Origin of the sequence: Ferrovibrio sp. (genome assembly GCF_965278975.1) — a bacterium.
In the GTDB taxonomy this organism is placed as follows: Bacteria; Pseudomonadota; Alphaproteobacteria; order Ferrovibrionales; family Ferrovibrionaceae; genus Ferrovibrio.
Genome location: NZ_OZ257126.1, coordinates 1,143,654 through 1,169,565 on the forward strand (window position 1 = coordinate 1,143,654; position 25,912 = coordinate 1,169,565).

At 65.3% G+C, this 25,912-nt stretch carries 25 protein-coding genes; 8 read left to right on the plus strand and 17 right to left on the minus strand.

Annotated elements, in window-relative coordinates:
* Positions 1 to 21: 21 nt before the first annotated feature.
* Positions 22 to 1,431 carry an MFS transporter gene (locus ACQY7X_RS05450; RefSeq protein WP_428248842.1) on the plus strand — a complete coding sequence of 470 codons (1,410 nt, stop codon included), beginning with the start codon at positions 22 to 24 and terminating at the stop codon, positions 1,429 to 1,431.
* A 94-nt stretch (positions 1,432 to 1,525) separates the two neighbouring features.
* Here the strand turns inward: ACQY7X_RS05450 and ACQY7X_RS05455 are convergent, their stop codons facing one another.
* Positions 1,526 to 2,776, minus strand: a complete 1,251-nt coding sequence (locus ACQY7X_RS05455; RefSeq protein WP_428248843.1) for a class I SAM-dependent methyltransferase — start codon at positions 2,774 to 2,776, stop codon at positions 1,526 to 1,528.
* A gap of 185 nt (positions 2,777 to 2,961) precedes the next feature.
* Between ACQY7X_RS05455 and ACQY7X_RS05460 the strand changes: the two genes are divergently transcribed.
* Positions 2,962 to 3,705, plus strand: coding sequence for a hypothetical protein (locus ACQY7X_RS05460; protein WP_428248844.1), 744 nt, complete (start codon positions 2,962 to 2,964; stop codon positions 3,703 to 3,705).
* Positions 3,706 to 3,812: 107 nt separating this feature from the next.
* Here ACQY7X_RS05460 and ACQY7X_RS05465 read toward each other — a convergent pair whose 3' ends face one another.
* From ACQY7X_RS05465 to purH, 3 genes are read right to left on the minus strand one after another with little or no spacing between them, the layout of a single operon-like run.
* A complete protein-coding gene (locus ACQY7X_RS05465) occupies positions 3,813 to 4,037 on the minus strand; it encodes a hypothetical protein (protein ID WP_428248845.1) in 225 nt (74 codons plus the stop codon).
* A 33-nt stretch (positions 4,038 to 4,070) separates the two neighbouring features.
* Positions 4,071 to 4,712, minus strand: a complete 642-nt coding sequence (locus tag ACQY7X_RS05470; protein WP_428248846.1) for a glutathione S-transferase family protein — start codon at positions 4,710 to 4,712, stop codon at positions 4,071 to 4,073.
* Between the two features lie 14 nt (positions 4,713 to 4,726).
* Positions 4,727 to 6,310, minus strand: a complete 1,584-nt coding sequence (purH, locus tag ACQY7X_RS05475) for a bifunctional phosphoribosylaminoimidazolecarboxamide formyltransferase/IMP cyclohydrolase (RefSeq protein WP_428248847.1) — start codon at positions 6,308 to 6,310, stop codon at positions 4,727 to 4,729.
* 168 nt (positions 6,311 to 6,478) lie between these two features.
* Between purH and ACQY7X_RS05480 the strand changes: the two genes are divergently transcribed.
* Positions 6,479 to 7,432, plus strand: a complete 954-nt coding sequence (locus ACQY7X_RS05480) for an acetyl-CoA carboxylase carboxyltransferase subunit alpha (protein WP_428248848.1) — start codon at positions 6,479 to 6,481, stop codon at positions 7,430 to 7,432.
* A gap of 154 nt (positions 7,433 to 7,586) precedes the next feature.
* On the opposite strand, the gene ACQY7X_RS05485 is transcribed toward ACQY7X_RS05480, so the two are convergent.
* Positions 7,587 to 8,612, minus strand: coding sequence for a site-specific DNA-methyltransferase (locus ACQY7X_RS05485; RefSeq protein ID WP_428250034.1), 1,026 nt, complete (start codon positions 8,610 to 8,612; stop codon positions 7,587 to 7,589).
* 287 nt (positions 8,613 to 8,899) lie between these two features.
* A complete protein-coding gene (locus ACQY7X_RS05490) occupies positions 8,900 to 9,541 on the minus strand; it encodes a ribonuclease HII (protein ID WP_428248849.1) in 642 nt (213 codons plus the stop codon).
* Between the two features lie 102 nt (positions 9,542 to 9,643).
* On the opposite strand from ACQY7X_RS05490, the gene ACQY7X_RS05495 reads away from it, so the two are divergent.
* The 3 genes from ACQY7X_RS05495 to ACQY7X_RS05505 are packed head-to-tail and all read left to right on the plus strand — an operon-like array spanning position 9,644 to position 12,589.
* The gene (locus tag ACQY7X_RS05495) at positions 9,644 to 10,429 is read left to right on the plus strand and encodes a crotonase/enoyl-CoA hydratase family protein (protein ID WP_428250035.1); all 786 of its coding nucleotides are present in this window, start codon (positions 9,644 to 9,646) and stop codon (positions 10,427 to 10,429) included.
* A gap of 29 nt (positions 10,430 to 10,458) precedes the next feature.
* Positions 10,459 to 11,883, plus strand: coding sequence for a M48 family metalloprotease (locus ACQY7X_RS05500; RefSeq protein WP_428248850.1), 1,425 nt, complete (start codon positions 10,459 to 10,461; stop codon positions 11,881 to 11,883).
* Between the two features lie 25 nt (positions 11,884 to 11,908).
* Positions 11,909 to 12,589 (plus strand): nitroreductase family protein, encoded by a 681-nt coding sequence (locus ACQY7X_RS05505; RefSeq protein ID WP_428248851.1) that lies wholly within the window; start codon positions 11,909 to 11,911, stop codon positions 12,587 to 12,589.
* A gap of 97 nt (positions 12,590 to 12,686) precedes the next feature.
* Here the strand turns inward: ACQY7X_RS05505 and ACQY7X_RS05510 are convergent, their stop codons facing one another.
* The 6 genes from ACQY7X_RS05510 to ACQY7X_RS05535 all read right to left on the minus strand — a co-directional run bounded on the left by ACQY7X_RS05510 (position 12,687) and on the right by ACQY7X_RS05535 (position 19,066).
* Entirely contained in the window at positions 12,687 to 13,541 is an 855-nt protein-coding gene (locus ACQY7X_RS05510) for an N-acetylmuramoyl-L-alanine amidase family protein (RefSeq protein WP_428248852.1), read from the minus strand.
* 131 nt (positions 13,542 to 13,672) lie between these two features.
* Positions 13,673 to 14,695, minus strand: coding sequence for a DnaJ C-terminal domain-containing protein (locus ACQY7X_RS05515; protein WP_428248853.1), 1,023 nt, complete (start codon positions 14,693 to 14,695; stop codon positions 13,673 to 13,675).
* 82 nt (positions 14,696 to 14,777) lie between these two features.
* A complete protein-coding gene (locus ACQY7X_RS05520; protein WP_428248854.1) occupies positions 14,778 to 16,370 on the minus strand; it encodes a hypothetical protein in 1,593 nt (530 codons plus the stop codon).
* A gap of 27 nt (positions 16,371 to 16,397) precedes the next feature.
* Positions 16,398 to 16,907 (minus strand): RT0821/Lpp0805 family surface protein, encoded by a 510-nt coding sequence (locus ACQY7X_RS05525; protein WP_428248855.1) that lies wholly within the window; start codon positions 16,905 to 16,907, stop codon positions 16,398 to 16,400.
* 173 nt (positions 16,908 to 17,080) lie between these two features.
* Complete coding sequence (locus ACQY7X_RS05530; RefSeq protein ID WP_428248856.1) at positions 17,081 to 18,337, minus strand: glucosaminidase domain-containing protein; 1,257 nt, start codon at positions 18,335 to 18,337, stop codon at positions 17,081 to 17,083.
* Positions 18,338 to 18,508: 171 nt separating this feature from the next.
* A complete protein-coding gene (locus ACQY7X_RS05535) occupies positions 18,509 to 19,066 on the minus strand; it encodes a NifU family protein (protein WP_428248857.1) in 558 nt (185 codons plus the stop codon).
* 253 nt (positions 19,067 to 19,319) lie between these two features.
* On the opposite strand from ACQY7X_RS05535, the gene ACQY7X_RS05540 reads away from it, so the two are divergent.
* Positions 19,320 to 20,621, plus strand: coding sequence for an adenylate/guanylate cyclase domain-containing protein (locus tag ACQY7X_RS05540; RefSeq protein ID WP_428248858.1), 1,302 nt, complete (start codon positions 19,320 to 19,322; stop codon positions 20,619 to 20,621).
* Between the two features lie 25 nt (positions 20,622 to 20,646).
* The gene (locus ACQY7X_RS05545) at positions 20,647 to 20,880 is read left to right on the plus strand and encodes a hypothetical protein (protein ID WP_428248859.1); all 234 of its coding nucleotides are present in this window, start codon (positions 20,647 to 20,649) and stop codon (positions 20,878 to 20,880) included.
* Between the two features lie 3 nt (positions 20,881 to 20,883).
* Here ACQY7X_RS05545 and ACQY7X_RS05550 read toward each other — a convergent pair whose 3' ends face one another.
* The 5 genes from ACQY7X_RS05550 to ACQY7X_RS05570 all read right to left on the minus strand — a co-directional run bounded on the left by ACQY7X_RS05550 (position 20,884) and on the right by ACQY7X_RS05570 (position 25,879).
* On the minus strand, positions 20,884 to 21,378 hold the full coding sequence (locus tag ACQY7X_RS05550) for a universal stress protein (protein ID WP_428248860.1): 495 nt from the start codon (positions 21,376 to 21,378) through the stop codon (positions 20,884 to 20,886).
* Positions 21,379 to 21,421: 43 nt separating this feature from the next.
* The gene (locus tag ACQY7X_RS05555) at positions 21,422 to 22,345 is read right to left on the minus strand and encodes a DUF2333 family protein (protein WP_428248861.1); all 924 of its coding nucleotides are present in this window, start codon (positions 22,343 to 22,345) and stop codon (positions 21,422 to 21,424) included.
* A 54-nt stretch (positions 22,346 to 22,399) separates the two neighbouring features.
* Positions 22,400 to 23,407, minus strand: a complete 1,008-nt coding sequence (gene trpS, locus ACQY7X_RS05560) for a tryptophan--tRNA ligase (RefSeq protein WP_428248862.1) — start codon at positions 23,405 to 23,407, stop codon at positions 22,400 to 22,402.
* A gap of 102 nt (positions 23,408 to 23,509) precedes the next feature.
* Positions 23,510 to 25,051, minus strand: a complete 1,542-nt coding sequence (gene murJ / locus ACQY7X_RS05565; protein ID WP_428248863.1) for a murein biosynthesis integral membrane protein MurJ — start codon at positions 25,049 to 25,051, stop codon at positions 23,510 to 23,512.
* A 39-nt stretch (positions 25,052 to 25,090) separates the two neighbouring features.
* A complete protein-coding gene (locus ACQY7X_RS05570) occupies positions 25,091 to 25,879 on the minus strand; it encodes a DODA-type extradiol aromatic ring-opening family dioxygenase (RefSeq protein WP_428248864.1) in 789 nt (262 codons plus the stop codon).
* Positions 25,880 to 25,912: the final 33 nt, after the last annotated feature.

Consider the following 25,912-nt stretch of genomic DNA (forward strand, 5'->3'; position numbering starts at 1 on the left):
GCCGGGATAGTGGAGGAATTCATGACGGCAGTTTCGGACGGCGCGGCACCACAGGCAGCCCCGGCACAAGTGGCTCCAGCCGCAGCGCCCTGGCGGGCGCGTTTCTCCTGGGCGATGTTCGACTGGGCCAACCAGCCCTATTTCACCGTCATCACCACCTTCATCTTCGTGCCCTACTTCACCTCCCAGGTGGTGGGCAATTCGGTGCAGGGCCAGTCGCTCTGGGCCTTCACCCAGGCGGCGGCCGGCGCCATCGTGGCGCTGGGTGCGCCCTTCCTCGGCGCCATCGCCGATGCAGGCGGCCGGCGCAAGCCCTGGCTGCTGGCCTTCCAGGCCCTGCTCGGCCTGGCCTGCTTCGCGCTGTGGCTGGCGCAACCAGGAAAACCCGAAGTGCTGTGGCTGGTGCTGGTCGCCCTGGCGCTCGCCAATATCTCGGCGGAATATTCCATCGTCTTCAACAACGCCCTGCTGCCCGGCCTGGTGCCGCCGGAACGCATGGGCCGCCTGAGCGGCTTCGGCTGGGGCATGGGCTATACCGGCGGCATCATCGCGCTGTTCGCGGTGCTGATCGTCTCGCGCCCGGAACTGATCGGCATCACGCCGCCGCCGGGCGAGGCCCTGCTCGGCCTGAAACGTGACAGCTTCGAGGCCGAGCGCATTATCGGCCCGGTGGCGATGCTGTGGCTGGCGATCTTCGCATTGCCGATGTTCCTGTTCACGCCCGACCGGCCCGGCAGCGGCAAGCCGCTGGGCCAGGTGGTGCGCGAGGGTCTGCGCCGCGTGATCGGCACCGTGGCGCATCTGCGCCAGCACACCAACACGCTGCGCTTCCTGATCGCCTACATGCTGTATTATGACGGCCTCAACGCCGTGATCGCCTTCGGCGGCGTCTATGCCGCCGGCGTCTTCGGCTGGGGCACCACCGAACTCGGCCTGTTCGGCATTGCTCTCACCGTGGTCGCCGCACCCTCGGTGATCGCCGCCGGCTGGCTCGATGACCGCGCCGGTTCCAAGCGCACGGTGCAGGCATCGATCATCCTGGTGACGCTAGGCTCGCTCGGCATCGTCTCGATCACCACCAGCAGCATCTTGTTTGGCCTTGACGTGCCAGCGAAAACCGCGGAGATGGGCCTGTTCGGCTCCACCGGCGAACGCTTCTTCTTCCTCTGCGCCCTGCTGGTCGGCCTGGGCATGGGGCCGATGCAGGCGGCCAGCCGCACCATGGTGGCCCGCCTGGCACCGCCCGACATGCTGACCGAGTTCTACGGCATCTTCTCGCTCTCGGGCCGCGCCACCAGTTTCCTGGCGCCGATGCTGATCGGCATCGCCACCGCCCTGCTGGCTTCCCAGCGCGTCGCCGCCGTGATCGTGCTGGTATTCCTTACCGCCGGTTTCATCATGCTGTGGCGCGTCGCCGAGCCGAAGCGGTAACTGAAAATGGGATGCCCGCTTGCGCGGGCATGACAAATGGTTTTTGCCGTCACCCTCGCGCAGGCGAGGGTCCCATTATCCTACTTTTTCCGCCCTACGCGCTCCGTGCCGCCACCGGGGCAGCCACCGGCTTGCCGGTGGCTGCCATGGCGCGTTCCTCATCCAGCATGTAGTCGCGGGTGATCGGCAGCGCATCGACGCTGCGGGTCATCTGCAACTGGAACACCATATGGCCGGCATGGCGGAAGGTGACTTCCGAACCGGCCAGGTAGAACTCCCACATGCGGCAGAAGCGTTCGTCATAGAGCGCCTTGGCCTTATCCCATTGCGCCAGGAAGCGCTGGCGCCAATGCTTCAGCGTTTCGGCGTAGTGCAGCCGCAGGATTTCCGCGTCCGTCAGATAGAGGCCGGATTTCTCGATCTCGGGCAGCACTTCCGACAGGGCCGGGCAATAGCCGCCGGGGAAGATGTATTTGCGGATGAAGCCCGCCGTGGCGCCCGGCCCGTCGCTGCGCCCGATGGCATGCAGCAGGGCGACGCCATCGGGCGCCAGCAGGCGATGCACGGTATGGAAGAAGGTCTGGAATTGCGGCACGCCGACATGCTCGAACATGCCGACCGAGACGATGCGGTCGAACGGGCCTTCCAGCGAGCGGTAGTCGCGGATCTCGAATGTCACCTTGTCGGCAAGGCCGAGATCGCGCGCCCGCTGCGTCGCGATCTTGTGCTGCTCTTCCGAGAGCGTGACGCCCAGCACCTCGACGCCGTAATTCTGCGCCAGATAGATCGCCATGCCGCCCCAGCCGGAGCCGATATCGAGCACGCGCTGGCCCGGCTTCAGCCGCAGCTTGGCGGCGATATGGCGCTTCTTCGCCACCTGGGCCTGCTCCAGCGTGGTTTCCGGCGTCGGGAAATAGGCGCAGGAATACTGCTTGTCGGTATCGAGGAACAGATCGTAGAGCCGGCCATCGAGATCGTAGTGATGCTGCACGCGGCGCTTGGAGGCATCGGCATCGTTCCACTGGTGCCACCATTTCAGCAGCCGGCGGAAGCCATGCGCCAGGCTATGGAACGGCAGCGGCGCGGTACCGATATTGCGCGTCACCAGATCGAGGAAATCATACAGCGTGCCACGCTCGATGGTGAGGCGGCCCGCCATATAGGCCTCGCCGGCCTCGGCTTCCGCATTCAGCGCCAGGCGCCATTCGGTGGCGCGGTCATGCACGCGGATCGCCACATCAGATTCGGCGTTGCCGGTGCCATAATGGAAGCAGCGGCCCTTCGGGTCGATGTAAGTAAGGCTGCCGGACTTGATGATACGGTTGAAAACCAACGGTAACAGCATGCGACCTTCTCCCTCCTGCGCGCGACCCCGGCAAACCACCCCGTAAATACTGAAACTGAGAACACCGAGGCCCGGTCTTGAGCAAAAAATCAGAGAAAATCCCCATCCAATAAATATATAGTGGGGCGCCGGAGAGCCTCCGGCAAGAGGGGTATTGCATGGCGGGTTGCGCAGCGCAGAGGTGTATGAAAAACCGCCAATCACGCGGATTTTCCCGCCTTGCTGCTGTGTTTTCACTGCTGCTGTTTTTGACTGCCTGCCAGGCCCTGCCGCCACCCAGTGAAGCACCGCTGGACCAGTTTCTGTGGCAATCGGCACCGGACTGGGAAAGTGCCGCGAAAGTACAGGAAGCACGTTTCCTGGCCTCGCCCGAAGCCAAGGCGCGGCGCGATGCCACCGGCCTCACGCTGCTGCTGGCCAATGGCCGCGCGCTGCGCGTGGCCGAAGATCGTGCCTGCGCCCAGCCGCCGCGCGACGTGCAGCGCGACTGCGTGCGCAAATACGCGCTCTACCGTTTCAATGCGCGCGGCTACTGGCTGCTGGGCCTCAAATTGGCCGAAGGCGAGGCCTATGCGCTGGTCGATGAGCGCAGCGGCGCCGAGACCCTGCTGGTCGGCCTGCCGCGCTTCTCACCCGATGGCCGCCATGTGGCCGCCGTGAACAAGAGCGCGGCGGGCGACACCGTGAATGGCATCGAGGTATGGCGCCAGGAACGCGACGGCCTGGTGCTGGTTTTCTTCCATGAGGAAAAGGGCGGCGCCGGCTATGATTTCGCCGACTGGTTCGATGCCGATACCGCGCGGCTGACCTGGCGCGGCTGCATCGCCAAACCAGAAGCCGCCTGCGAGCGGCCGCGCGAGGCGGTGCTTACAGCCAGATCAGCGGATGGGCGCGGCGACAAATGGCGCCTGGTGCCCTGGACGCGGTGAAGCTGACCGCATCGCTTTTCGTCACTCTCGCGAAAGCGAGAGTCCCATTTAATCAAAGCGGAAATGGGATACTGGCTTTCGCCAGTATGACAAATAAATAGAAAGGCTCAGCCGACGCGTTCGAGCAGCTTGATCGGGCCGCGCGGGCGGCCGGACTTCTCGGCGATCTCGCGGTCCTGCGCCTCGATGAAGGCGGTGGCGACATCCTGCTCGTCGTCGAACTGGCCGAAACGGTCGATCGGCACCTTGCGGTTCGAGGTCTGGGCGCCATCCTGGTAGGTGACGTTGAACACCGCGAAAGCGGAATTAGGATTGAACTTCTTCTTGGCCATGGGGCGGGCTTTCTTGTTTTAACGCGATACTGCTCAGCCCGGCCAGTTATCAGCCCAGGCAATGCCCTGCTTCTGCATCATGCGCTGGAAGGCAGGGCGCGGATAGGTGGCGGCGGCAACGGCGCGGATTTTCGGCCAGAGCCAGAGCGGCTGTTCCATGGAACGGCTCCAGCGCACCAGCATGGTAAGATAGATGTCGGCGGCGGAAAATCCACCCGCCAGCACATGGGAACCGCCCGGCAGGCCCTCTTCCAGCACCTGCGCGGCACGCGCGAGTTCCCGCCCGGCCGCGCCCTTGATCAGCGCCTGACCGGCGGCGTCGGGCAGTTTCCAGTCCGGGTGATACCAGTCGAGGAAAGCCACCTGCACCGTGTTGGTCATGAAGGTGAGCCACTGCAGGAACAGCGCGCGCTGCTGGCCGCCCGCCGGCATCAGCTTGGCTTCCGGGTGCTGCTCGGCCAGGTACTGGCAGATCGCGGCGGTTTCGAATACCGGGAAATCGCCATCCAGCAGCACCGGGATGCGGCCATTGGGATTGAGCTTGCGATATTCGGCGCCATCATGCTGGCGCGCGGCGGTATCGACCTTGATCAGTTCATAGGCCGCGCCGATTTCTTCCAGCATGGCCTGCGGCGCCATCGCCGCCGAACCGGGCGAATAGAACAGCTTGTACATCGGCTGGCCCCTGCTCAGTGGCGGAAATGGCGCATGCCGGTGAACACCATGGCAAGGCCGGCCTTGTCGGCGGCATCGATCACTTCCTGGTCGCGGATCGAACCGCCCGGCTGGATCACGGCGGTAGCGCCGGCTTCCACCAGCACTTCCAATCCGTCGGCGAACGGGAAGAAGGCATCGGAGGCTGCCACCGAACCCTTGGTGAGCGAGTCGGCAATGCCGGCGGCTGCCGCCGAATCCTGTGCCTTGCGGAAGGCGATGCGGGCGGAATCGACACGGCTCATCTGGCCGGCACCGATACCGACGGTGGCGCCACCCTTGGCGTAGACAATGGTGTTCGACTTCACATGCTTGCCGACGCGGAAGGCGAACAGCATGTCGGCCAGTTCCTGCTCGGTCGGTGCGCGCTTGGTCACCACCTTGAGATCGGCGGCTTCGATGCGGCCGGCATCGCGGGTCTGCACCAGGTAGCCACCGGCCACCGACTTCACGAACCAGCCCGGCGCCACCGGATCGGCCATGGCGCCGGTGAGCAGCAGGCGCAGATTCTTCTTCTTGGCCAGCAATTCGATGGCATCGGCCTCGGCATCGGGCGCCACGATCACCTCGGTGAAGATGGCGCCGATCTTCTCGGCAGTGGCCTTGTCCAGTGTGCGGTTCATGGCGACGATGCCGCCGAAGGCCGAGACCGGATCGCAGCGCAGGGCCGCATCCCAGGCAGCCCCCAGGCTGTCAGCCGTGGCGACGCCGCAGGGATTGGCATGCTTGATGATGGCGATGGTCGGCTTGGCAGCAAATTCCGAGACCAGCTCGAAAGCCGCATCCGTGTCGTTGAGGTTGTTGTAGCTGAGTTCCTTGCCCTGCAGCTGGCGCGCGGTGGCAACGCCGGGGCGCTTATCGCCCGAGACATAGAAAGCCGCCTGCTGGTGCGGATTCTCGCCATAGCGCAGGCTCTGCTTGCGTTCGGCCGAAAGCAGCAGGGTGGGCGGGAAATCCTCGCCATTCTGACGCGCGAACCAGGTGGCGATCATGCTGTCATAGGCGCCGGTATGGGCATAGGCCTTGGCCGCCAGGCGGCGGCGCAGCGCCAGATCAGTGGCGCCGTCATTAGTCTTCAGGCTGTCCAGCACAGCTGCATAATCGGCCACATCCACCACCACGGCGACGAAGCCATGATTCTTCGCCGCCGAGCGGATCATCGCTGGGCCGCCGATATCGATATTCTCGATGCAGGTGGGGAAATCGGCGCCCTTGGCCACGGTGGCCGCGAAGGGATAGAGGTTCACCACCACCAGGTCGATGGGCGGGATATTGTGCCGCTGCATCGCCGCCACATGCTCGTCTGCATCGCGCAAGGCCAGGATGCCGCCATGGATGGTGGGGTGCAGGGTCTTGACCCGGCCATCCATCATTTCCGGGAAGCCGGTATGCTCGGCCACTTCCGTCACCGCCACGCCGGCATCTTTCAGTGCCTTGTAGGTGCCGCCGGTGGAGAGCAGTTCGATGCCATGGCCGCTGAGCGCCCGGCCGAATTCCACCAGCCTGGTCTTGTCGGAAACGGAAAGCAGGGCGCGGCGGATGCGGACGGTATCGGTCATGGCGGCTTTAGGGCTTTCGGATGGGCTTTTGGGCAGGGCCGGAGGGGGAGAAGGCGCGGGGGCTATAGCATGCGGCGGCGGCGCGGCCAAGACGGCTAAATTGTCAAGCATAAACAGCATCTTGCAAAGGTTTGTGCGCGCCCCCGATCCGTGTTAGACGATCCAGCCATGCAGTCTTACCTGGAATTCGAGAAGCCGCTCGCCGAGCTTGAGGCCAAGATCGCCGAGCTGAAGCAGCTGGCCGATGCCGGGAATACCGACATCGCCGACGAACTGACCCGGCTGGAAACCAAGGCCGCGCAGCAGTTGCAGACGACCTATGGCAAGCTGACGCCGTGGCAGAAAACCCAGGTGGCGCGCCACCAGGACCGCCCGCATTATGCCGATTATGTCGGTGCGCTGATCACCGAATACGAGCCGCTGGCCGGCGACCGCGCCTTTGCCGATGATCCGGCGATCCAGGGCGGCCTGGGCCGTTTCCGGGGCCGCGCCGTGGTGGTGATGGGCCATGAGAAGGGCCGTGGCACCGAAGGCCGCGTGAAGCATAATTTCGGCATGGCCAAGCCCGAGGGCTACCGCAAGGCGATCCGCCTGATGCGCCTGGCCGAACGGTTCCGCCTGCCGGTGATCACCCTGGTCGACACGTCCGGCGCCTTCCCGGGCGTCGCGGCGGAAGAGCGCGGCCAGGCCGAAGCCATCGCGCGCGCCATCGATTGCTGCCTCGATATCCGCGTGCCGATGATCTCGGCCATCGTCGGCGAAGGCGGTTCGGGCGGCGCCGTGGCGCTGGCCGCCGCCAACCGCGTGCTGATGTTCGAACACGCGGTCTATTCCGTGATCAGCCCGGAAGGCTGTGCCGCGATTCTGTGGAACACCGGCGAGAAGGCCCAGGACGCCGCCGAGGCGCTGAAGCTCACGGCTTCCGACCTGCTCAAGCTCAAGGTAGTGGATGAAGTGGTGCGCGAGCCGATCGGCGGCGCACATCGCGATCCCAAGAGCGCCATGGCCGCGCTTGGCGACGCGCTGGAGCAGCAGCTCCGTGGCCTGGCCGGCCAGGAACCAGGTAACCTGCGCGAACAGCGCCGCCGCAAGTTCCTCGATATCGGCAGCGTCGGGCTTTAAGCCCAAACAACAAAAAGCAGACAAAAAAAGAGCCCGGCGGCATGGGGTCCGTCGGGCTTTGTGAGCCTGGAGGGGCTCAATGCGATCCCGAACCTGGAGAGGCTCGGCGCAATGGAGTTGAACTACTCGCTGCTAATAAACCGGTACTGAAAACTCAGATCATTTCGGCGCGGATCTGCTGGCGCAGCACGTCGATGGGTTTCAGCTGCCCCTCGACCTTGAAATGCCAGAACATCCAGCCATTGCAGGCCGTGGCGCCCTGCACATGGGCCCCGATCTTGTGGATCGAGCCGACCGCATCGGCGCAGGACAGGCTGCCATCGGCGCGCACCCGGGCGGCATGGCGGCCCGAGGGATCGAGCAGCACAGCGCCGGGCTGCAGCAGGCCGCGCTCGACCACGGCGCCGAACGGCACGCGTGGCTCATCCTTCTTCGAACGGGTAAGTTCGAGATCATCCGGGGCTGCCGGCTGCACCGTGGTGATGCGGCGTTCGGCAGCCTTGGCGTAAGCCTCTTCGCGTTCCAGGCCTATCCAGCGGCGGCCGAGCCGCTTGGCGACCGCGCCGGTGGTGCCGGAACCGAAGAAGGGATCGAGCACCACATCACCGGCCTTGGTGGAGGACAGCAGCACGCGATGCAGCAGGGCCTCCGGCTTCTGGGTCGGATGCGTCTTGACGCCATCCTCGCCGCGCAGGCGCTCGCCGCCGCCGCAGATCGGAATGGTCCAGTCGGAGCGCATCTGCAGATCGTCGTTCAGCGCCTTCATGGCTTCGTAGTTGAAGGTGTATTTGGCGTCCTTCGCCTTCGAGCACCAGATCATGGTCTCATGCGCGTTGGTGAAGCGGCGGCCCTTGAAATTGGGCATCGGGTTGCTCTTGCGCCAGATCACGTCGTTGAGCATCCAGAAGCCGAGATCCTGCAACTGGGCGCCGACGCGGAAGATATTGTGGTAGCTGCCGATCACCCACAGCGTGCCGTTCGGCTTGAGCAGGCGGCGCGCCGCCTGCAGCCAGGCCTTGGTGAAGCTGTCGTAATCGGCGAAGGAATCGAACTTGTCCCAGGCATCGTCGACGGCATCGACAACGCTGTCATTCGGGCGGCGCAGTTCGCCGGCAAGCTGCAGATTGTAGGGCGGGTCGGCGAAGATGCAGTCGATGCTCTCCGCCGGCAGGGAATTCATCAGCGCGATGCAGTCGCCGCGCAGGATGCGGTCGAGCGGCAGACCGGCATGGGGCGCTTCCGGTTCCTTGGCCGGGCCCAGCGGCTTGGCCCGGGCGACCTTGCGGGCGGCATCGGGGCCCGGGCCTGCGACCAGGCGGAGATGGCCCTTGCGGGACGGCTTGTGCGGTTCCAGGCGGGTCGGGGCCATGTCGGGTCCGTTCTGATGAATGACCCGTAAGTAATTAGATTCATTGAGATAATATTTGGTAAACGAGATTTTCAGGGAGTCCGAACCGGGACCAAATCCTACATCTTGGGGCGCCAGGGTTCCAAGGGCGCAAAACTTAGACGGTGATGCGGACAGGCTCCGGCCGCCAGCAGCCCCTGCTGATGCGCTTTGGTGCCGTAACCTTTGTTTTTTTGCCAGGCATAGGCCGGATAGCGCAGGCTGAGGCGCTGCATGGCGCGGTCACGCACCACCTTGGCGATGATCGAGGCGGCAGCGATCGAGAGGCTCAAGGCATCGCCATCCACCAGCGCCTCCGCCGGACAGGGCAGGCCCTTCGGGCAATGCTTGCCATCGATCAGCGCGAAAGCCGGCGGCCTGGGCAGCGCCAGCACGGCGCGGCGCATCGCCAGCAGCGAGGCGCCAAGGATGTTGAATTGGGCGATTTCCGCCACGCTGGCGGCGCCGATGCCGACCAGGGCGGTCTCACGGATACCCTGCGCCAGCTTTTCCCGCGCGGTTTCCGAGAGTTTCTTGGAATCGTCGATGCCTTCAGGCAGCCGCGCCGGGTCGAGGATCACGGCGGCGGCCACCACCGGCCCGGCCCAGGGGCCGCGCCCGGCCTCGTCCACGCCGCAGAGCGGCGCCGGCCTGCCCGTTTCGTGAGCGAAACCGGGCCCCAAACCCACTGCCTTGCCGCTGCTCTGCCCTGGCTTTGCCATGATGGCGTATTATAGCTGGTCCCGCGCTTGTCGGTAGCGCCCAGGCTGTGGAAGACTCCTGCCCCATCAGCCCGGATCAAGAGGAACAGACCATTGTCCAGCGTGCATGAAGACGGCGAGATCATTACCCGGCGCGAAGGCGAGATTTTCGTCATCGGCTTGAATCGCCCGGCGAAATACAACGGCTTCACGCCGAAGATGCTGCGCGAGATGGCTGCCGCCTTCACCGCTTTCGAGGCCGATGCTGGCGCCCGCGTCGCCCTGCTTTATGCCGAGGGCAAGCATTTCACCGCCGGCCTGGACCTGCCCAAGGTGGCGCCGCTGATGGGCGACAGCAATCTGCTAGTGGAACCCGGCCAGATCGACCCCTGCAACAATGTGCCGCCCTACCGCAGCAAGCCGGTGGTGGCCGCCGTGCAGGGCATCACCTACACCATCGGCATCGAATTGATGCTGGCCGCCGATATCGTGGTGGCGGCGAGCGATTGCCGTTTCAGCCAGCTTGAGGTCAAGCGCGGGATCATGGCGACCGGCGGCGCCACCATCCGCATGGTGGAACGCGCCGGCTGGGGCAATGCCATGCGCTATCTGCTCACCGGCGATGAATTCGATTGCGCCACGGCTTTGCGTTTCGGCTTCATCCAGGAAGTGGTGGAACCGGGCCAGCAATATGCCGCCGCCAAGGCCATCGCCGAACGCATCGCGGCCCAGGCGCCGCTGGCGGTTTCCGCCACCTTGCTGAATTCGCGCATCAGCATTGAGCAGAGCCCGGCGGCAGCCGTGGCTGCCTTCCACCCGACACAGAAAGCCTTGATGAAAACCGAAGATGTGAAGGAAGGCGTGCAGAGCTTTATCGAACGCCGCGCCGCCAGGTTCACGGGTCGCTGATGCGCCGCGCCGGGCTGCTTCTCCTCCTGTTGCTGCTGCTGCCCCTGCCCGCAGCGGCGCAGATTTTCATGTCGCCGGAGGATGCGAAGAAGCTCGGCGCCCAGGAACATCCGAAAATCCTGAAAGAGTTCGGTGGCGCCTACGATAATTTCGAGATCGGTGCTTACGTTGCCGGTATCGCCGCCCGTGCCGCCGGGCAATCCGGCCTGCCGGCGAACAGCTACACCTTCACGGTGCTGAATTCGCCGGTGATCAACGCCTTCGCCTTGCCGGGCGGCTTTGTCTACATCACGCGCGGCATCCTGGCGCTGGCCAATAACGAGGCGGAAGTGGCCGGCGTGCTGGGCCATGAAATCGGCCATGTGGTGGCGAAACATTCCGAGCAGCGTTACGACCGCTCGATGATCACCAATATCGGCGTCGCCGGGGCCTCGATCCTGAGTTCAATCTTCCTTGGCCAGGGCGCCGGTGAACTGATCGGCCAGGCCGGCCAGGTGGCGGGCGGCGCCTATCTCGCCGCCTTCAGCCGCGAAAACGAACTGGAAGCCGATACCATCGGCGTGCGGCTGCTGGCCCGCGTCGGCTATGCGCCCGATGCCCAGGCCGCCTTCCTGCAAAGTTTGAGCGACGATACCGACCTGCAGCGCAAGCTCGCCGGACAATCTTCCAAGAGCGGCACCAACGACCTGTTCGCCACCCATCCCGGCGGGCCGCAGCGCGTGCGCGAGGCGATGGCGGCGGCGCAGGAATATCCCACCACGCCAATCTATCGCCGCGACGAATATCTCGACCGCATCAACGGCCTGCTGTTCGGCGATGATCCGAAGGAAGGCCTGGTGCGCGGCACCACATTCACCCATCCCGGCCTGCGCCTCTCCTTCTCGGTGCCGGACAAGTGGCGCCTGATCAATTCATCCGACGCGGTGATCGCCCGGGGGCCGCAGAACGAGACCCTGCAATTCGACATGGAGCGCGACAAACGCAAGGTGCAGGGCTCGCGCAGTGCGCTGGATTACCTCACCCGTGTCTGGCTGTCGAAGCAGCGCCTGAGCAACGCCGAGGAAATCAGGGTGAACGGCATGCCCGCCGCCACGGCGCGCGCCCGCGTGCAGTTGCAGGATGGCTCCAGCCGCGATGCCCGCTTCGTCGCGGTCGGTTTCCCCACCGACGATATCCTGCGTTTCGTGCTGCTGAGCCCGGTGAACCAGCTCGCCCGCGTCGAACCCGACGTGATCCGCGCCGTCAACACGCTGAAGCATCTGAGCAAGGAAGAAGCCGACGCCGTGCAACCACAGCGCATCAAGGTGATCACGGCGCTAAGCGGCGACAGCATCGACAGCCTGGCCCGGCGCATGCCGGCGGGCGATTTCCAGGTCGAACGCTTCCGCGTGCTGAACGGCTACCGCGATGGCGAAACCGTGCAGCCCGGCCACCGGGTGAAGATCGTCGAATAGGAACAAGAGAAGCCGGGAGGCGAAGATGACCGCGCAGGCACCCTTGATGGAAAAGCTGCCGGATTACCGGCGCTACCCGGAAGCCGAAATGATCGCGCGGGCGGAAGCCTTCCATGCCGAGATTCGCCGCCGCCGCACCTTGCGCGATTTCTCCGACCAGCCGGTGCCGCGCGAGGCCATCGAGGCCGCACTGCTGGCTGCTGGCACGGCACCCTCTGGTGCCAACCAGCAGCCCTGGCATTACTGCGTCATCACCGATCCGGCTTTGAAGCGGCAAGTACGCGAGGGCGCGGAAGCCGAGGAACGCGACTTCTACAATGGCCGCGCCACGCCGGAATGGCTCGAAGCCCTGGCGCCGCTCGGCACCGATGCCAACAAGCCGTTCCTGGAAACCGCGCCCATACTGATTGCGATTTTCGCCCAGCGCTGGGGCGAACTGCCCGATGGCGGCAAGCGCAAGCATTACTATGTGCCGGAATCGGTCGGCATCTCCACCGGCTTCCTGATCGCGGCACTGCATCATGCCGGCCTGGCAACGCTGACGCACACACCAAGCCCGATGAATTTCCTCAACAGGCTGTGCGGCCGGCCCGACTCAGAGAAGCCTTATATCCTGCTGGTGGCCGGCTATCCGGCGGAAAATGCCGAAGTGCCGGTGCATGGCGGCATCAAGAAACCGCTGGAGCAGTTCAGCAGCTGGAAGTGACGCCCTTCTTCTTCGTCACTCTCGCAAAAGCGAGAGTCCCATTTTTTGGTGCAAATGGGATGCTGGCTTTCGCCAGCATGACGGCAAATCAGCGGAGTTACGCCTCGTGCAGTTCCAGTGCCACCGGGGCGATCTGGTCGGCGAGGTGGCGGGCAAGCTGGGCACGGGTCTTGATGTTGCGCAGGATGCGCTCGTCTTCCGGATTGCTCAGGAATCCGGTTTCGATCAGCACGCTGGGAATCCGCGGCGAGCGCAGCACGGCGAAATTCGCGGTGCGCATCGGGTTGTCGAGCAACCGCACCTTGCCTTCAACGCCGACGACGATGCGGCGCTTGGCCGAGAGCGAGGCGTTATGGCTGTGGCGCCGCGCCAGATCGAGCAGGATCGCCGAGGTTTCCTTGTCGGTGCCGCGTAGATCGACGCCATAGACCGCGTCGACGCGGTTCTCGCGTTCGGCCAGCGCACTGGCGAATTTGTCGGAAGCCTTGTCGGAGCGGCTATAGGCCGAAAGGCCGCGCGCGCCCCGGTTCGGCGCCGCGTCGGCATGCACCGAGATGAACAGGTCGGCATTATGCTTGTGCGCCACGGCAACGCGCGAAGGCAGTGCCAGATATTCGTCGCTGTCGCGGGTCAGGATCACCTTCACATCGCGGCGCTTGGCCAGGATGTCGCGGATCTGGCGGCAGACCGAGAGGGTGATTTCCTTCTCTTCCGTGCCGGACACGCCGATGGCGCCGGGGTCGCGACCGCCATGGCCGGGATCGAGCACGATCACCGCCTGGCGCGGCGCCGGCTTGGGCGCTGGCTTCGACGCTGGTTTGACTGGGGGCTTGGGCGGCGCGTTCTTGGCGGTCTGCTGCTGCGCCAGCACGTCCTCAAGCGTCAGCCCGGCGCCGATCACGGCGCCAACACTGCCCAGGAGATAACGGATGGCGAGACGCCGGTTGATCATAACAGCCAATGACCCCTTGGCGCGGCCCGGCAAAAACGAATCGGGCCACGGCTGTAAGCGACGATAGACAGCCCGCCCTCAGGTCACAAGGGCGGATTCCGCGCAGTAGAGCAAAGACTAAGAGGAAATACTTAATCCAAGGTAAAGCGCGCGCGCACGTCGTAGCGGTTGCCCTTGACCCAGCCTTCGATCAGCTTTTCCAGCGCCGCGTTGGGCTTCTCCGGTAGCACGATCTTGAGCTTGATATACTGGTCGCCGCGCTGGCCATCGCGGCGCGGCATGCCGCGCCCCTTGAGCCTGAGCGTGGTGCCCGACGATGTTCCCTTCGGCACGCTCACCGCCACCATGCCATCCACCGTCGGCACCGCGATCTTGGCGCCGAGCACGGCCTCGTCCACGGTGATCGGCAGTTCCACATGCACATCGTCGCCCTGGCGGGCGAAGAACTCATGCGGCAGCAGCTTCACCTCGATGATGGCATCGCCGGCGGCGCCGCCGAGCTTGCCTTCCTCGCCCTGGCCCTTGAGGCGGATCGGCTGGCCATCGCCGATGCCGGCGGGAATGGCAACATCAAGCTGTTTGCCGCCCGGCATGGTGACGCGCCGCTTGCAGCCGCGCGCCGAGTCAACGAAGCCGATCTCGATGGTGTAATGACGGTCGGCGCCGCGCTCAGGCACCGGTCCACGCCGCGCGCCGCCAAATCCGGCACCCGCCCCCGGGCCGCCCCCCATGCCAGCGCCACGCGGCCCCTTGCGCATGGTGCCGAAAATCTCGTCGAGGAAATCCTCGCCGCTCTGCTCAGGCCCGCCACCCATACCGCCAAATGGGCCACGCTGGCCGAAACCGCCGCCGAAACCACCCGCTCCTGCGCCCGCACCAGTGCCTGCTCCGGGACGGCGGAATCCGCCCGCACCAAAACCGCCCGCGCGTGGCTGGCCAGCAGCGTCGATCTCGCCACGGTCGAATTTTCCGCGCTTTTCGGGGTCGCCGACAATGTCGTAAGCAGCCGACACTTCCTTGAACCGCTCTTCAATCCGCGGGTTGTTCGGATTGCGGTCGGGATGCAGCTCCTTGGCCAGCTTGCGGTAGGCCTTCTTGATCTCTTCCGGGCTGGCGCTGCGGCCAACACCCAGGATGCTGTAGGGATCACGCATGACGAATCACATTACACTGGCCGGTGCGACTTCGCACCGTTGATGGACACTGGCCGGTGCGACTTCGCACCCCGGCTCCCTCTTACTTAGTATCGCGCAGCCGCCGTGCCAGATCCGCCGCGTCGTCGCGTTGCCGCTCCGACATGCCCTGGGCCAGATTGGATGCCGCCTGCTCGGCCTCGGCATTGCCGTTATCGGCCGCAAGCCGCAGCCAGGCCAGGGCGCGGACGCGATCCGGCGGCAGGCCCCGGCCATCGCGGTAGAGCAGCCCGAGGCGGCTCTGGGCGGCGGGATTGCCGGCCTGGGCCAACGGCAGCCAGCGCGACAAGGCCGTGATGTAGTCGCCACCCTCGAAAGCCTGCTGCCCGGCCAGATAAGGATCGGCGGCGGCAGGAACAGGTGCCGGAGCAGCCGCCGGAGTAGCCACGGCCTGGGCCGCAACCTGGGCTGGCGGCGGCTTGGGGTCCGAACTGCCAAGCAGCCAGCCGAACAGGCCGCCAGATTCAGCCTTGGCCGGCGCAGCCGGTGCGGGGGCAGCAGCAGCCACTGGCACCGGGGCTGAGGCCAAAGCAGGCGGGGCCGGAGCAGGCGGTGGGGCCAGAGCAGGCGGCGGGGCAGCAGGTGGTGGAGCTGGGGCAGCCACTGGCGCAGGCGGTGGTGGTGGAGGCGGTGGTGGGGGGGGCGGCGCGGCGGCAACCACGGGTGCCGTGGCCGGTGCCGGGGCCGGTGCCGGTGCCGGCGCTGGCGGCTGGGGCGCCGGCATCGCCGGAGCGGCAGCCGTACCCGGCTCTGGGGTGATCATGCGCTGGCCCAGCCGGCTGGGCTCGCGCGCCGGCTCGATCAGCGAGCGGGGAGCAGCCTGGGCTGGAGCTGGAGCTGGAGCTGGAGCTGGAGCTGGAGCTGGAGCTGGAGCTGGGGCCGCCACCGATGCCGGGGCTGGCGGCGGTGGCGGCGGGGGCGGTGCGGCGGCCACCACTGGCACCGGCGGCGCCGGAGCAGCGGCCATTGCTGGCGCGGCGGCGGGAACCGGCGCGTCATCAGCCGGCTTCGCTGCCGGTGGCGCGGCTTTCGCCGCGGCCTGGGCCTGTGCTGCCTGGGCCTGGGCCGCCTGGGGCGATTTCATCACCAGCAGCGACAGGCGTTCGAGCGCATCGGGCTGGCCGGATTTGGCGGCATTGTTGTACCAGCCCAGCGCCGTGGCGGTATCCACCGGCACACCGAGGCCCATTTCAAACATCAGGCCGAGATTATACTGCGCCACCGCATGGCCCTGCTTGGCAGCGGCCTCGAACCATTTGCGCGCCTCGGCATAATCCACCGGCACACCATCGCCATTGAGGTAAAGCGCCGCGAGATTGGCCTGGGCGCGGGCGAAGCCGCGTTCGGCGGCAGCGCGGTACCAGCGCAGGGCCTGCGCCATATCCTGCGGCACGCCCCGGCCCCAGCGATAGAGATGGCCGAGATTGCGCATTGCCGCCGGATCGCCGCCATCCGCCAGCGGCTGCCATTCGGCAGCGGCCTTGGCGAAATCGCCAGCCTCATAGGCTGCGAGGCCGGCGGCGAAATCGGCGCGGGCGGCGGATGGAAGCAACGCAACCGGCAGCACCAAGGCCGCAGCGAGCAAGGCGGCAGCCGTGGCTGACACCTGAACCTTGCGGCGCGGTGCTGGCGGCATGCTGTTTTCCCCCGGCGTCAGATGGTGCTACTGCACCACGCGCCAGCTGCCGTCAGGCTGGCGGCAGGCGGTGCCGTAGGCCTGTTCGGTCTTGCCGCCAACAGTGACGGTCTGCTGATATTCGCGGCAATACTCACCAGCCTGCGACGTGCCTTCGCGGGTTGGCGTGATGCTGCCGGAATGGCCGCTATCGGGATTGCGCCAGGAAATCTGCTGGCCGATCGGCGCCGTGGTGGCGCGGGTGCTGGCCTGCTCCATATGGGCGCGGTCAGCCTTATCGAGCGAGGAACCGATCTGGTTGCCGAGATAGGCGCCAGCGAGCGCGCCGGCGGCAACGCCGACCAGCTGGCCGGTGCCCTTGCCGAATTGCGCGCCGAGCACGGCGCCGCCGATGCCGCCGAGAATGGTGCCGACATCGCTCTTCTTGGCGCCACCCTGGCCGTTATCGGCACAGGCGGCCAGCGAGACGGCGAGCAGCGCGACGATGCCGAAGCGGCTGGCATTGCGCAGCAGATGGGAAGTCCGGGTGTTGCTCATGGTGCTTTCATCCTCTGGCCCGACCAACTGGCTTGAGCCGGGCATAGCAATGTACTGCCATATTATATTGGCCGCACGCCATCAGCCGCAAGGGAGGCCCCTGCGGCTGATATGTGAAATGTTATTGGGAACCGCAACCTTATGTCGGTGGCGGCGTTAGCCCCGGTCTTGCGTTAGCCCTTGGAGAAGAAATCCAGGCCGCTGAAAACCGGCGCCGGCTCGTCCGACAGGCGGGACGAGTCGAACAGCTCCAGGTCGTTGGTGCGCATGATGGAACGCAACGTGCGCACGTAGTCGCTGCCGCGCACCGAATAGCGGTGCAGATGGCCGGCAAGGCTGTAGCCATCCAGGCTCGCATCGCGCTGGCGCAGCTTCGACCGCTGGTCGCGGAATTCGCGATAGCTGCTCTTGGAATTCAGGTTGCGCATATAGGCAGCGACCGAGTGTTCCAGGCTGGAGAAGCGCAGGATCTCATACTTCTCACCATCCGGGCGGTTCTCCGGCACGATGCCGCTGCCCGGATTCCAGGTCCACTGGCCATACACGGCATTGCCGAGCAGGGCGAAGCGCGAGGTACCCCAGCCGGATTCCTCGATCGACTGCGCCAGCGCCAGGGCCGGCGGAATCACATCAACGCGCAGCAGCATCTCGTCGAGATCGGCTTCATCGAGGCCGTAACGCTGCGACAGGTCGGCGAGCCAGGCTTCGTCGCGCGGCCGCAGCGGCAGGCCACCATCACGCCGCTCCTGCAATTTGAGCAGCTTCTCGCGGTCCTCAGCGATGCGCTCATTCTCGCGCAGGATATGCGGCAGCATCACCTTGATGAAGGCGCGCTTGCGCTTCTCGGTCAGGTTGACGTCGGCAATATCGATCGGCAGGCGGGCGAGGAAGATGCGCGGCACTTCCAGGCTCGGGCCGCCGCTGCGCAGATCGGAAAGATCGAAGCCCTCGGTCTCAAAGCGGCGCAGCATGGCATCCACGGTGCGCTCGGCATCGGCGCGGATGGCGGTACGGTGCGGCGACAGCGCCTTGGCTTCAGCCAGGCGCCGGGCGGCGATTTCCGGCGGCACCAAAGGCAGGCCAGCGACCTGCTGCGGCTGCTCGGCCATATTACGTTCGGACGTGTTGCGCTCCGGCTGCGACTGCGGCTGGCGCACGGCCACCGTCACCGGCAGGCGCCATTCGAGCTGTGCCAGATGGGTCAGGCGCTCCCAGGCTTCCTGCACCGTTTCGCGCAGCATGACCGGCTGCGCCTCGACTTCGGGCGCACGCGCTTCCTGAATATGAGCCGACATCACGCCAACGCCGACGCCACTGGCCAGGCCCACGCCCACCAGTACGCCGACACCGGCCAGAATTAAACGCACATCGGAACCGAGCCCGAGCAGGCTGCGGTCACTGGTACGCGAGCGGGTGCTTTCCGCCGTCATGGGCACCTCCACAGTTTCAACGACAGCATCTCCCCCGATCATCACGGCAAAACCGAGCCGCAAAGGCGGCAAAAACATGGCCGCGCGGGTTCGACGCCAAGCGTCGCCCTTGTGCGATTCCCTACAGGAACCAAATGTGACCGGGCGGCACCATGCCGCCGGCCGACTCTGTTAAACGGCCCGGACTTCCGTCACTTCCGGCACATAATGCCGAAGCATGTTCTCAATGCCATGCTTCAGCGTGGCGGTGGAACTCGGGCAGCCGGCACAGGAACCCTGCATATGCAGAAGCACAACTCCCCTCTGGAAGCCACGGAAGACGATATCGCCCCCGTCCTGCGCCACCGCGGGACGTACCCGCGTTTCGATCAATTCCTTGATCTGCCCCACCACCTCTTGGTCGGCGGGGTCAAAAATTTCTTCAGCTTCCGCTGCACCAGCATCGTCACCCATCACCGGCAGACCGGCGATGAAATGCTCCATGATGGCGCCGAGGATCGGGGCCTTCAGCTCCGACCAATCGGTCCAGTCGCTCTTGGTCACGGTGACGAAGTCGAGGCCCAAATAGACCCCATCGACACCCGGGACGGCGAACAGCCGGGTTGCCAGCGGCGAAACCTTGGCCGTTTCGGCATCACGGAAATTAGCCGTACCCTCGGGCAGCACGTCGCGCCCGGGAAGGAATTTCAGTGTCGCCGGATTCGGCGTGGTCTCGGTCTGGATAAACATACCTGCTCCAACTACCAACTGTCCGACCGAGTCGCCGGCTTGGGTGATCACTCTTGATCACTTTTGCCTAGCGTGGCCGAAACGTCCCTGGAAATTGGTCAGCAGGTCCGCAAATATCAAGCAGAGAATCGTCAGGGGTCAGGCCCGAGTGAAACAATCTTTCTCTCACACCCCTAATTTAAGAAAGATTAAAAGCCCATGTGGATAGTTTATGGGATAACGACCGGAAGCCGGGCTGCCGCCGGAGGCCATCATGGCTGAAGCATTGCCTGTTGAACGGCTCCCGACCTGGCCCGATTCGCGCATCGAACTGACCCCGGCGGCACGCTGGCTGGTCGATCATGGCGGCGAGAGCATGCCGATGGAGCAGCTCTTCGCCGGCTTCTGCGAGCGGCTGGCCGAAGAAGGCATTCCGCTGCTGCGCGTCATCGCCGCTTTGCCCTCGATGCACCCCCAGGTGCTGTCGCGCGCCTTCTTCTGGCGCCGCGACCAGCCGGTCGAGGTGCACAGCGTCGGCCATGACGTGGTGGAAAGCGAGGAATACTTCAATTCCCCGGTCTGGGCGATCCACCAGGGCGCCGCCGCCATCCGCCGCCGGCTCGACCTGCCCAACGCGCCGATGGATTTCGGCATCCTGCCGGAGCTTAAGGAACAGGGTGCCACCGACTACCTGGCACTGCCGATGCGCTTCACCCAGGGGCCGGGCTTCGGCACCAAGGCAGGCGAAACCCGCCAGCGCAATGTCAGCTTCTGCAGCTTCACCACCGACCGCCCGGGCGGTTTCACCCCGGGCGAACTCAGCTACATCATGGAACTGATGCCGCTGGTCTCGCTGCGCCTCGAAATCGAGGCCTCCCGGCGCATGACCCGAGACCTGCTCACCACCTATCTCGGCCGCGCCCCGGCCAAGCGGGTGCTGAAGGGCAATTTCCACCGTGGCCGCGGCTTCGAGGTGGAGGCGGCGATCTGGCTGTCCGACCTGCGCGGCTTCACGGCGCTCTCGGACCGGGTCGAGAACCAGGAAATGATCGCCACGCTGGACGATTATTTCGAGGCCATGGCCCGCCCGGTGCAGGAAAACGAGGGCGAGGTGCTGAAATTCATCGGCGACGGCCTGCTCGCCATCTTCCGCGTCGACCCGGAAACCGCCAAGCCGGGCGAGGACCCGCGCGAAGCCGCCTGCCGCCGCGCGCTGCAGGCGGCCTGCGGCGCCTTCGGCCAGCTCGATGCGTTGAACGTGAAGCGCGCCGAAGCCGGGCAATCGGCCCTGCGCGCCGGCATCGGCCTGCATCTCGGCAAGGTGGTGTTCGGCAATATCGGCGCCACCGACCGGCTCGACTTCACCGTGATCGGCCGCGCCGTGAACGAAGTCGCCCGCGTCGAAACCTCGACCAAGATTCTCGGCCGCCCGATCGTCACCTCCGCCACCTTCGCGCAAGCCCTGCCCAATGCCGGACTGGAATCACTCGGCTTCCATGTGCTGCGCGGCGTGAAGCGGCCGCAGGAACTGCACGGCGTGCCGGCGGAGAAGCTGGCCTGCAAGGCAGATACTTGATTCATACATGCGATAGGAGGGGGAAATGGCCCTTATTCAAAAATTTGAACACATCAGCATGGATCGCAATAAAGTTCATGATCCGCTGTTTCGCTGTACGTACACTTCATTTGAACAAGACGGGCAGAAGTACATTCAGATCGATTCGTATGGCAGCAGCAAACGAGAATATAAAGAGAAGAAAAGTCAGCAGTTTCAGTTAAACAAAGACAGTGCCGCTCAGTTAATCACAATCCTTAAAAAGGAATTTGGTTTATAAATCTTAAGTAATCCGGTCGATCTGGTCGTCGGTGAGGTTGCCCGGCACGATGGTGATCGGGAAGCTCAGATTACCCGCCATCTGGCCGGCTAATGCAGTGACCAGCGGGCCGGGCTCGTTGCCGGGAGCGGCGGCCAGCACCAGCATGCGGATCGCCGGATCTTCCTCCACCAGCCGCAGCAATTCGTCCTTCGCCTTGCCTTCGCGGATCGAGACTTCGGGCAGCAGGCCGGATTCGAGATTCACCTCTTCGGCCAGCTTGCGCAGCAGCACCTCGGCGGCCTCATAGGCTTCCTGGCGCATGATCTCGGCAACGCCGGCCCATTGATTGAAATCCACCGGCTCGACCACGCGCAGCAGCACCACGCCGCTCTGCACATTGCGGGCGCGGCGCGTGGCATAGCGCAGCGCGACGCGGGATTCCGCCGTGTCGTCGACCACGACGAGGAATTTCTGCCGCCGCGTCTGCGGCGCACTGGCTGACTGTGTTTCGCTCATGCGGCACAGCTTGGCATTGCCGGCGGCAAAGAAGCAAGCCTGCTCATTTCAGCAGGATGTTGGAAATCTCGCGGATCTGCGCCCGGGCACGCAGCACATGGAAACCCATGGAAGCCAGATGATTGGGCAGCAGCAGGCCATCGGGCTTGCCGTTGATCACCACCAGCGGATGCAGCGAGGCAGCGGCGGCGAAGGATTCCAGCATCTGGTCCCAGGTGCCGGTCAGTTCGCGGTCACGCATTATATTGGCGTAGTCCTGCTTCAGTTCGCGCAGGATCAGGTAATAGGCATAAGCCTGGCCTTTGACCGAATAGAACAGATCATCCGACTGATCGTCGAACCACAGGCTGGAGCCTTCGTTGATGCGGCGGTCAAGGGCCGCGGAAGACGAGCCGAGATCAATGGCGATGCGGTCCATCAGGGAGAGTAGGTTGTCGCTGCGGCGCTCGAAGATGGCACGGCCCTGGGAGAGCCGCGTGTTGTAGCTGGTCAGCGCGCGATACGCCTTCATGTACTGCTCTTCCGAGCGCACGGTGGGCAGCAGCGAGGTGGAGAAATCGAAGAACCACTTGGTGCCAGAATATTGCAGCAGGCCGGCGGCTTCCTGCAGGTCGCTGTCGGTCTGGCTGGAGCCGCGCGTGCGGCCAAGCTGGTCCACCAGTTCGAAACCGAAGCGGCCGAGCGAATGGATGATGCCGAGCTGGAAGTTCGGCATGTTGTCGAGCATCGAGCCGGGCTGGAAGAAGGGATCGTTGGCGACCCAGCCGTTCACCTGTACCTCGCGCTGCACCAGGGCCGCCGCCATGGCGACGGCGCGGCTGGCGCCGCCTTCAACGGGCGGCGCCTGGTAGGCGATGTCGTCGTCGATCTTGTGGGTCAGCAGCATGCCGACCGGGTAATACAGGCCGAACACCGCCACCACGGCGATGACGCCGCCGATGATCCATTGCCGGGTCGTGATCTGCATGTCGGTCAAGTCCTGGTGCTTAGGAACCCCAGAGCCTTATGTGGGGGGCCTGGGTTACGGGCGCAAGAACCCTATCACATCGTAGACTTCCTGGATCACCGGGGCCGACATTTCCCGCGCCCGCTCGCCACCCCGGCGCAGGATGCCATCGACATAGCCGGGATCGGCCATCAGGCGGCGCATCTCGGCCGTGATCGGCCCGAGATGATCCACCGCCACCTCGGTCAGCCCGCGTTTGAAATCGGCGAAGCCCTTGCCGGCGAAATCGGCAATGGCATCGTCCATGCTCACGCCCTTCAGCGCCGCGTAGATGCCGAGCAGGTTATCGACTTCCGGGCGGCCTTCCAGGCCCTCGGCATTCTCGGGCAGCGGGTGCGGATCGGTCTTGGCGCGCTTGATCTTGTCGGCGATGGCATCGGCCGTGTCGGTCAGGTTGATACGCGACTGATCGGAGGCATCCGACTTCGACATTTTCTTGGTGCCGTCGCGCAGGCTCATGACGCGCGTGGCGGTGCCGAAAATCTGCGGCTCGGTCAGCGGGAAGATTTCCTTGCCGTAATCATGATTGAACTTCTGCGCGATGTCGCGGGCGAGTTCGAGATGCTGCTTCTGATCCTCGCCGACCGGCACATGCGTCGCCTTGTAGGCCAGGATGTCGGCGGCCATCAGGGCGGGATAGGCGAACAGGCCGAGCGAGACATTCTCGCGGTCCTTGCCAGCCTTCTCCTTGAACTGGGTCATGCGGCTCATCCAGCCCATGCGCGCGACGCAGTTGAAAATCCAGGCCAGGGTGGCGTGGTCCGGGTTCTGGCTCTGATTGAACAGCACGTTCTTTTCCGGGTCGATGCCGGACGCGATCATGGCGCAGGCCAGTTCGCGGGTGGAGCGGACCAGTTCGGCGGGGTCCTGCCAAACAGTGATCGCATGCATGTCGACCATGCAGAAGATGCACTCGAATTCGCTTTGCAGCTTGACCCAGTTGCGCACCGCGCCGAGGTAGTTGCCGAGATGCAGGTTGCCGGTGGGCTGGATGCCGGAAAAGATGCGCCGTTGGAAGGCCATGATGATCCCTGGTGCTGCGGCGCCGGTGGAACGACGCCTGGATTGGGAGAGATATGCTCAGCTGGCGGGTTATCGCCGCTTAAGCCGCTGGCGTCAATCGACCTAGCGCCGCGCCAGGCTGCGCCATTCGGCGGGCCGCGTGGCGCCCAGCGCCAAGGCGGCACCGAGATAGACGCAGAAGCCGCCCGCCACCAGCAGGGCCAGCGCGGCGATGCGCCAGGCCTCGCCCCAGCCATACCAGGGCGTGAGCCCGCGGTTGAGGCCCCAGAGCGCCAGGCCCATGGCGAGCGCCGCCACCAGGATGCGCCAGGCCCGGCTGCGCAGCCGATGATCGGCCTGCCAATGGCCGCGCCGCAGCAGCAGCCAGGCGAGCAGAACAGTGTTGAGCCAGGCGGCCAGCGCGGTGGCCAGCGCCAGGCCGACATGGCCGAGCACAGGCATCAGCGCCACGGAGACCACCAGATTGAAGGCAATGATGGCAAAGGCGATGCGCACCGGCGTGGCAGTATCCTGCCGCGCATGGAAGCCGGGCGTCAGCGTGCGGCTGAGGATATAGGCCGGCAGGCCGATGGAATAGGCGAACAGGGCATCCGCCGTGGCGCGCGCCGCCGCCCCATCGAAGGCGCCGCGCTCGAACAGCACCGAGATGATCGGATACGGCACCACCAGCAAAGCCACCATCGCCGGCAGCGCCAGCAGCAGCGCGAATTCCTGCGCCCGGTTCTGCTGCGCCATGGCTTCCTGCTGCTCGCCGCGCGCGATGTGGCGCGACAGCAGCGGCAGCAAAGCGGTGGAAATCGCCACGCCGACCACGCCAACGGTGAGCTGGTTGATGCGGTCGGCATAGAACAGATACGACACCGCACCAGCGGGCAGCAGCGAAGCGAGGATCACGCCGATCACCAGATTGACCTGGGTGGCGCCGGCACCGATGGCTGCCGGCAGCACCAGCTTGAACAGCCGCAAGGTGAGCGCCGAACGCCGTGGCCAGCGCAGCCGCAGGCTGAAGCCGCTTTTGCCGGACCAGAAGGCGAGCCACAGGAATTGCACCAGGCCGGCGGCCAGCGTGCCCCAGGCCAGCGCCGAACCGGCCGAACCGAGCAGCGGCGTGAGCAGCGGCAGGGCCAGCAGCATGGTGAGGTTGAGCAGGATCGGCGTGGCGGCGAAGGCGGCGAAACGCCCCAGGCCGTTCAGCACCGCGCCATAGAGCGCGGCGATGCTGATGAACAGCAGATAGGGGAAGGTGATGCGAGTATATTCGACGGCGAGCGTGAAACGCTGCGGTTCATCCTGGAAGCCCGGCGCCAGGCCCAGCATCACCAGTGGCATGAAGATCTGCGCCGCCAGCGTGAACAGCAGCAAAGCCACCAGCAGCCAGGCCAATGCGCCTTCGGCGAAAGCCTTGGCCGCTTCCTTGCCGCCCTTGTTCAGCGTCTCGCTGTAGAGCGGCAGGAAGCCGGCGGTGAAGGCGCCCTCGGCGAACAGCGAGCGGAAGAAATTCGGCAGCCGCAGCGCCACGAAGAAGGCATCGGCCTGGATACCGGCACCGAGATAGCGCGCGATCATCAGGTCGCGGGCAAAGCCGAATACGCGGCTCACCATGGTGAGGCCGCCAACCGTGGCGATGGCGCGGTAGAGACTCATGCCCCGCTTATGGCAGAGGCCGGGCAGGCGGGGAAGCGTCTAGCTGAAGCGATAGCTGTCCATCGACAGCGAGCCGAATTCCATCGAGCGGTGCAGTGCCTGCGCCGGCTGGCCCGGGGTGGCGGCCCCCAAAGCCACGAAGAGCGGCAGGAAATGCTCGTCGGTCGGATGGTTCCGCTGCGCTTCCGGCGCCCTGGAACGGTAGGCCACCATATCCTCGTCGCGCCGTTCGGTCAGGGCCGCATTGACCCAGTCGGCGAAGGCGGCAGCCCAGGCCTGGGCCGGGGCATCGGGGCCACGGCGGTCGAGTTCACGCAGGTTATGGGTCAGCGAGCCGGAGGCCAACACCAGCACGCCCTGCTCGCGCAGCGGCCGCAGCGCCTGGCCCAGCGCATAATGGTGCGCCGGGTCGCGATGCGGCTGCACGGAGAGTTGCAGCACCGGGATATCGGCCGCCGGGAAGCCGAGCAGCAACGGCGTCCAGGCGCCATGGTCGAGGCCCTGGCGCGGATCGATGGCAGCCTTGAAACCGGCCTGATTCAGCCGGTCGGCGATCTCGGCGGCCAGCACCGGGTCGCCCGGGGCGGGATAGCGCAGCTCGTAAAGCGGCTGCGGGAAACCATAGAAGTCATGGATCGTCTCGGGCTGGCGGGCGGCGCCAAGCATCGGCTGGTCGGTTTCCCAATGGGCCGAAACCGCCAGGATGGCGCGGATATCCTCAGGCGGCACCACGTCCTGCAGCGTCTTCATGAAATGATGCGCCGGCGTGCCGCTCAGCACCGTGGTGGGAGCGCCGTGGCTGATGAACAGGGTCGGCAGGGCAGTCATTGCGGGGCTCATGCTGAAAAGGACTGCCTTTCA

What these genes read in the sequence shown, in the direction of transcription:
- trpS (WP_428248862.1), bottom strand. Translation starts at nt 23,407, where the DNA reads ATGGCCTTCCAACGGCGCATCTTTTCCGGCATCCAGCCCACCGGCAAC.
- ACQY7X_RS05540 (WP_428248858.1), top strand. Translation starts at nt 19,320, where the DNA reads ATGGCTGAAGCATTGCCTGTTGAACGGCTCCCGACCTGGCCCGATTCG.
- ACQY7X_RS05470 (WP_428248846.1), bottom strand. Translation starts at nt 4,712, where the DNA reads ATGTACAAGCTGTTCTATTCGCCCGGTTCGGCGGCGATGGCGCCGCAG.
- ACQY7X_RS05555 (WP_428248861.1), bottom strand. Translation starts at nt 22,345, where the DNA reads ATGCAGATCACGACCCGGCAATGGATCATCGGCGGCGTCATCGCCGTG.
- ACQY7X_RS05455 (WP_428248843.1), bottom strand. Translation starts at nt 2,776, where the DNA reads ATGCTGTTACCGTTGGTTTTCAACCGTATCATCAAGTCCGGCAGCCTT.
- ACQY7X_RS05450 (WP_428248842.1), top strand. Translation starts at nt 22, where the DNA reads ATGACGGCAGTTTCGGACGGCGCGGCACCACAGGCAGCCCCGGCACAA.
- ACQY7X_RS05505 (WP_428248851.1), top strand. Translation starts at nt 11,909, where the DNA reads ATGACCGCGCAGGCACCCTTGATGGAAAAGCTGCCGGATTACCGGCGC.
- purH (WP_428248847.1), bottom strand. Translation starts at nt 6,310, where the DNA reads ATGACCGATACCGTCCGCATCCGCCGCGCCCTGCTTTCCGTTTCCGAC.
- ACQY7X_RS05465 (WP_428248845.1), bottom strand. Translation starts at nt 4,037, where the DNA reads ATGGCCAAGAAGAAGTTCAATCCTAATTCCGCTTTCGCGGTGTTCAAC.
- ACQY7X_RS05460 (WP_428248844.1), top strand. Translation starts at nt 2,962, where the DNA reads ATGAAAAACCGCCAATCACGCGGATTTTCCCGCCTTGCTGCTGTGTTT.
- ACQY7X_RS05530 (WP_428248856.1), bottom strand. Translation starts at nt 18,337, where the DNA reads ATGACGGCGGAAAGCACCCGCTCGCGTACCAGTGACCGCAGCCTGCTC.
- ACQY7X_RS05485 (WP_428250034.1), bottom strand. Translation starts at nt 8,612, where the DNA reads ATGAATTCCCTGCCGGCGGAGAGCATCGACTGCATCTTCGCCGACCCG.
- murJ (WP_428248863.1), bottom strand. Translation starts at nt 25,051, where the DNA reads ATGAGTCTCTACCGCGCCATCGCCACGGTTGGCGGCCTCACCATGGTG.
- ACQY7X_RS05550 (WP_428248860.1), bottom strand. Translation starts at nt 21,378, where the DNA reads ATGAGCGAAACACAGTCAGCCAGTGCGCCGCAGACGCGGCGGCAGAAA.
- ACQY7X_RS05480 (WP_428248848.1), top strand. Translation starts at nt 6,479, where the DNA reads ATGCAGTCTTACCTGGAATTCGAGAAGCCGCTCGCCGAGCTTGAGGCC.
- ACQY7X_RS05535 (WP_428248857.1), bottom strand. Translation starts at nt 19,066, where the DNA reads ATGTTTATCCAGACCGAGACCACGCCGAATCCGGCGACACTGAAATTC.
- ACQY7X_RS05490 (WP_428248849.1), bottom strand. Translation starts at nt 9,541, where the DNA reads ATGGCAAAGCCAGGGCAGAGCAGCGGCAAGGCAGTGGGTTTGGGGCCC.
- ACQY7X_RS05570 (WP_428248864.1), bottom strand. Translation starts at nt 25,879, where the DNA reads ATGACTGCCCTGCCGACCCTGTTCATCAGCCACGGCGCTCCCACCACG.
- ACQY7X_RS05515 (WP_428248853.1), bottom strand. Translation starts at nt 14,695, where the DNA reads ATGCGTGATCCCTACAGCATCCTGGGTGTTGGCCGCAGCGCCAGCCCG.
- ACQY7X_RS05520 (WP_428248854.1), bottom strand. Translation starts at nt 16,370, where the DNA reads ATGCCGCCAGCACCGCGCCGCAAGGTTCAGGTGTCAGCCACGGCTGCC.
- ACQY7X_RS05525 (WP_428248855.1), bottom strand. Translation starts at nt 16,907, where the DNA reads ATGAGCAACACCCGGACTTCCCATCTGCTGCGCAATGCCAGCCGCTTC.
- ACQY7X_RS05545 (WP_428248859.1), top strand. Translation starts at nt 20,647, where the DNA reads ATGGCCCTTATTCAAAAATTTGAACACATCAGCATGGATCGCAATAAA.
- ACQY7X_RS05510 (WP_428248852.1), bottom strand. Translation starts at nt 13,541, where the DNA reads ATGATCAACCGGCGTCTCGCCATCCGTTATCTCCTGGGCAGTGTTGGC.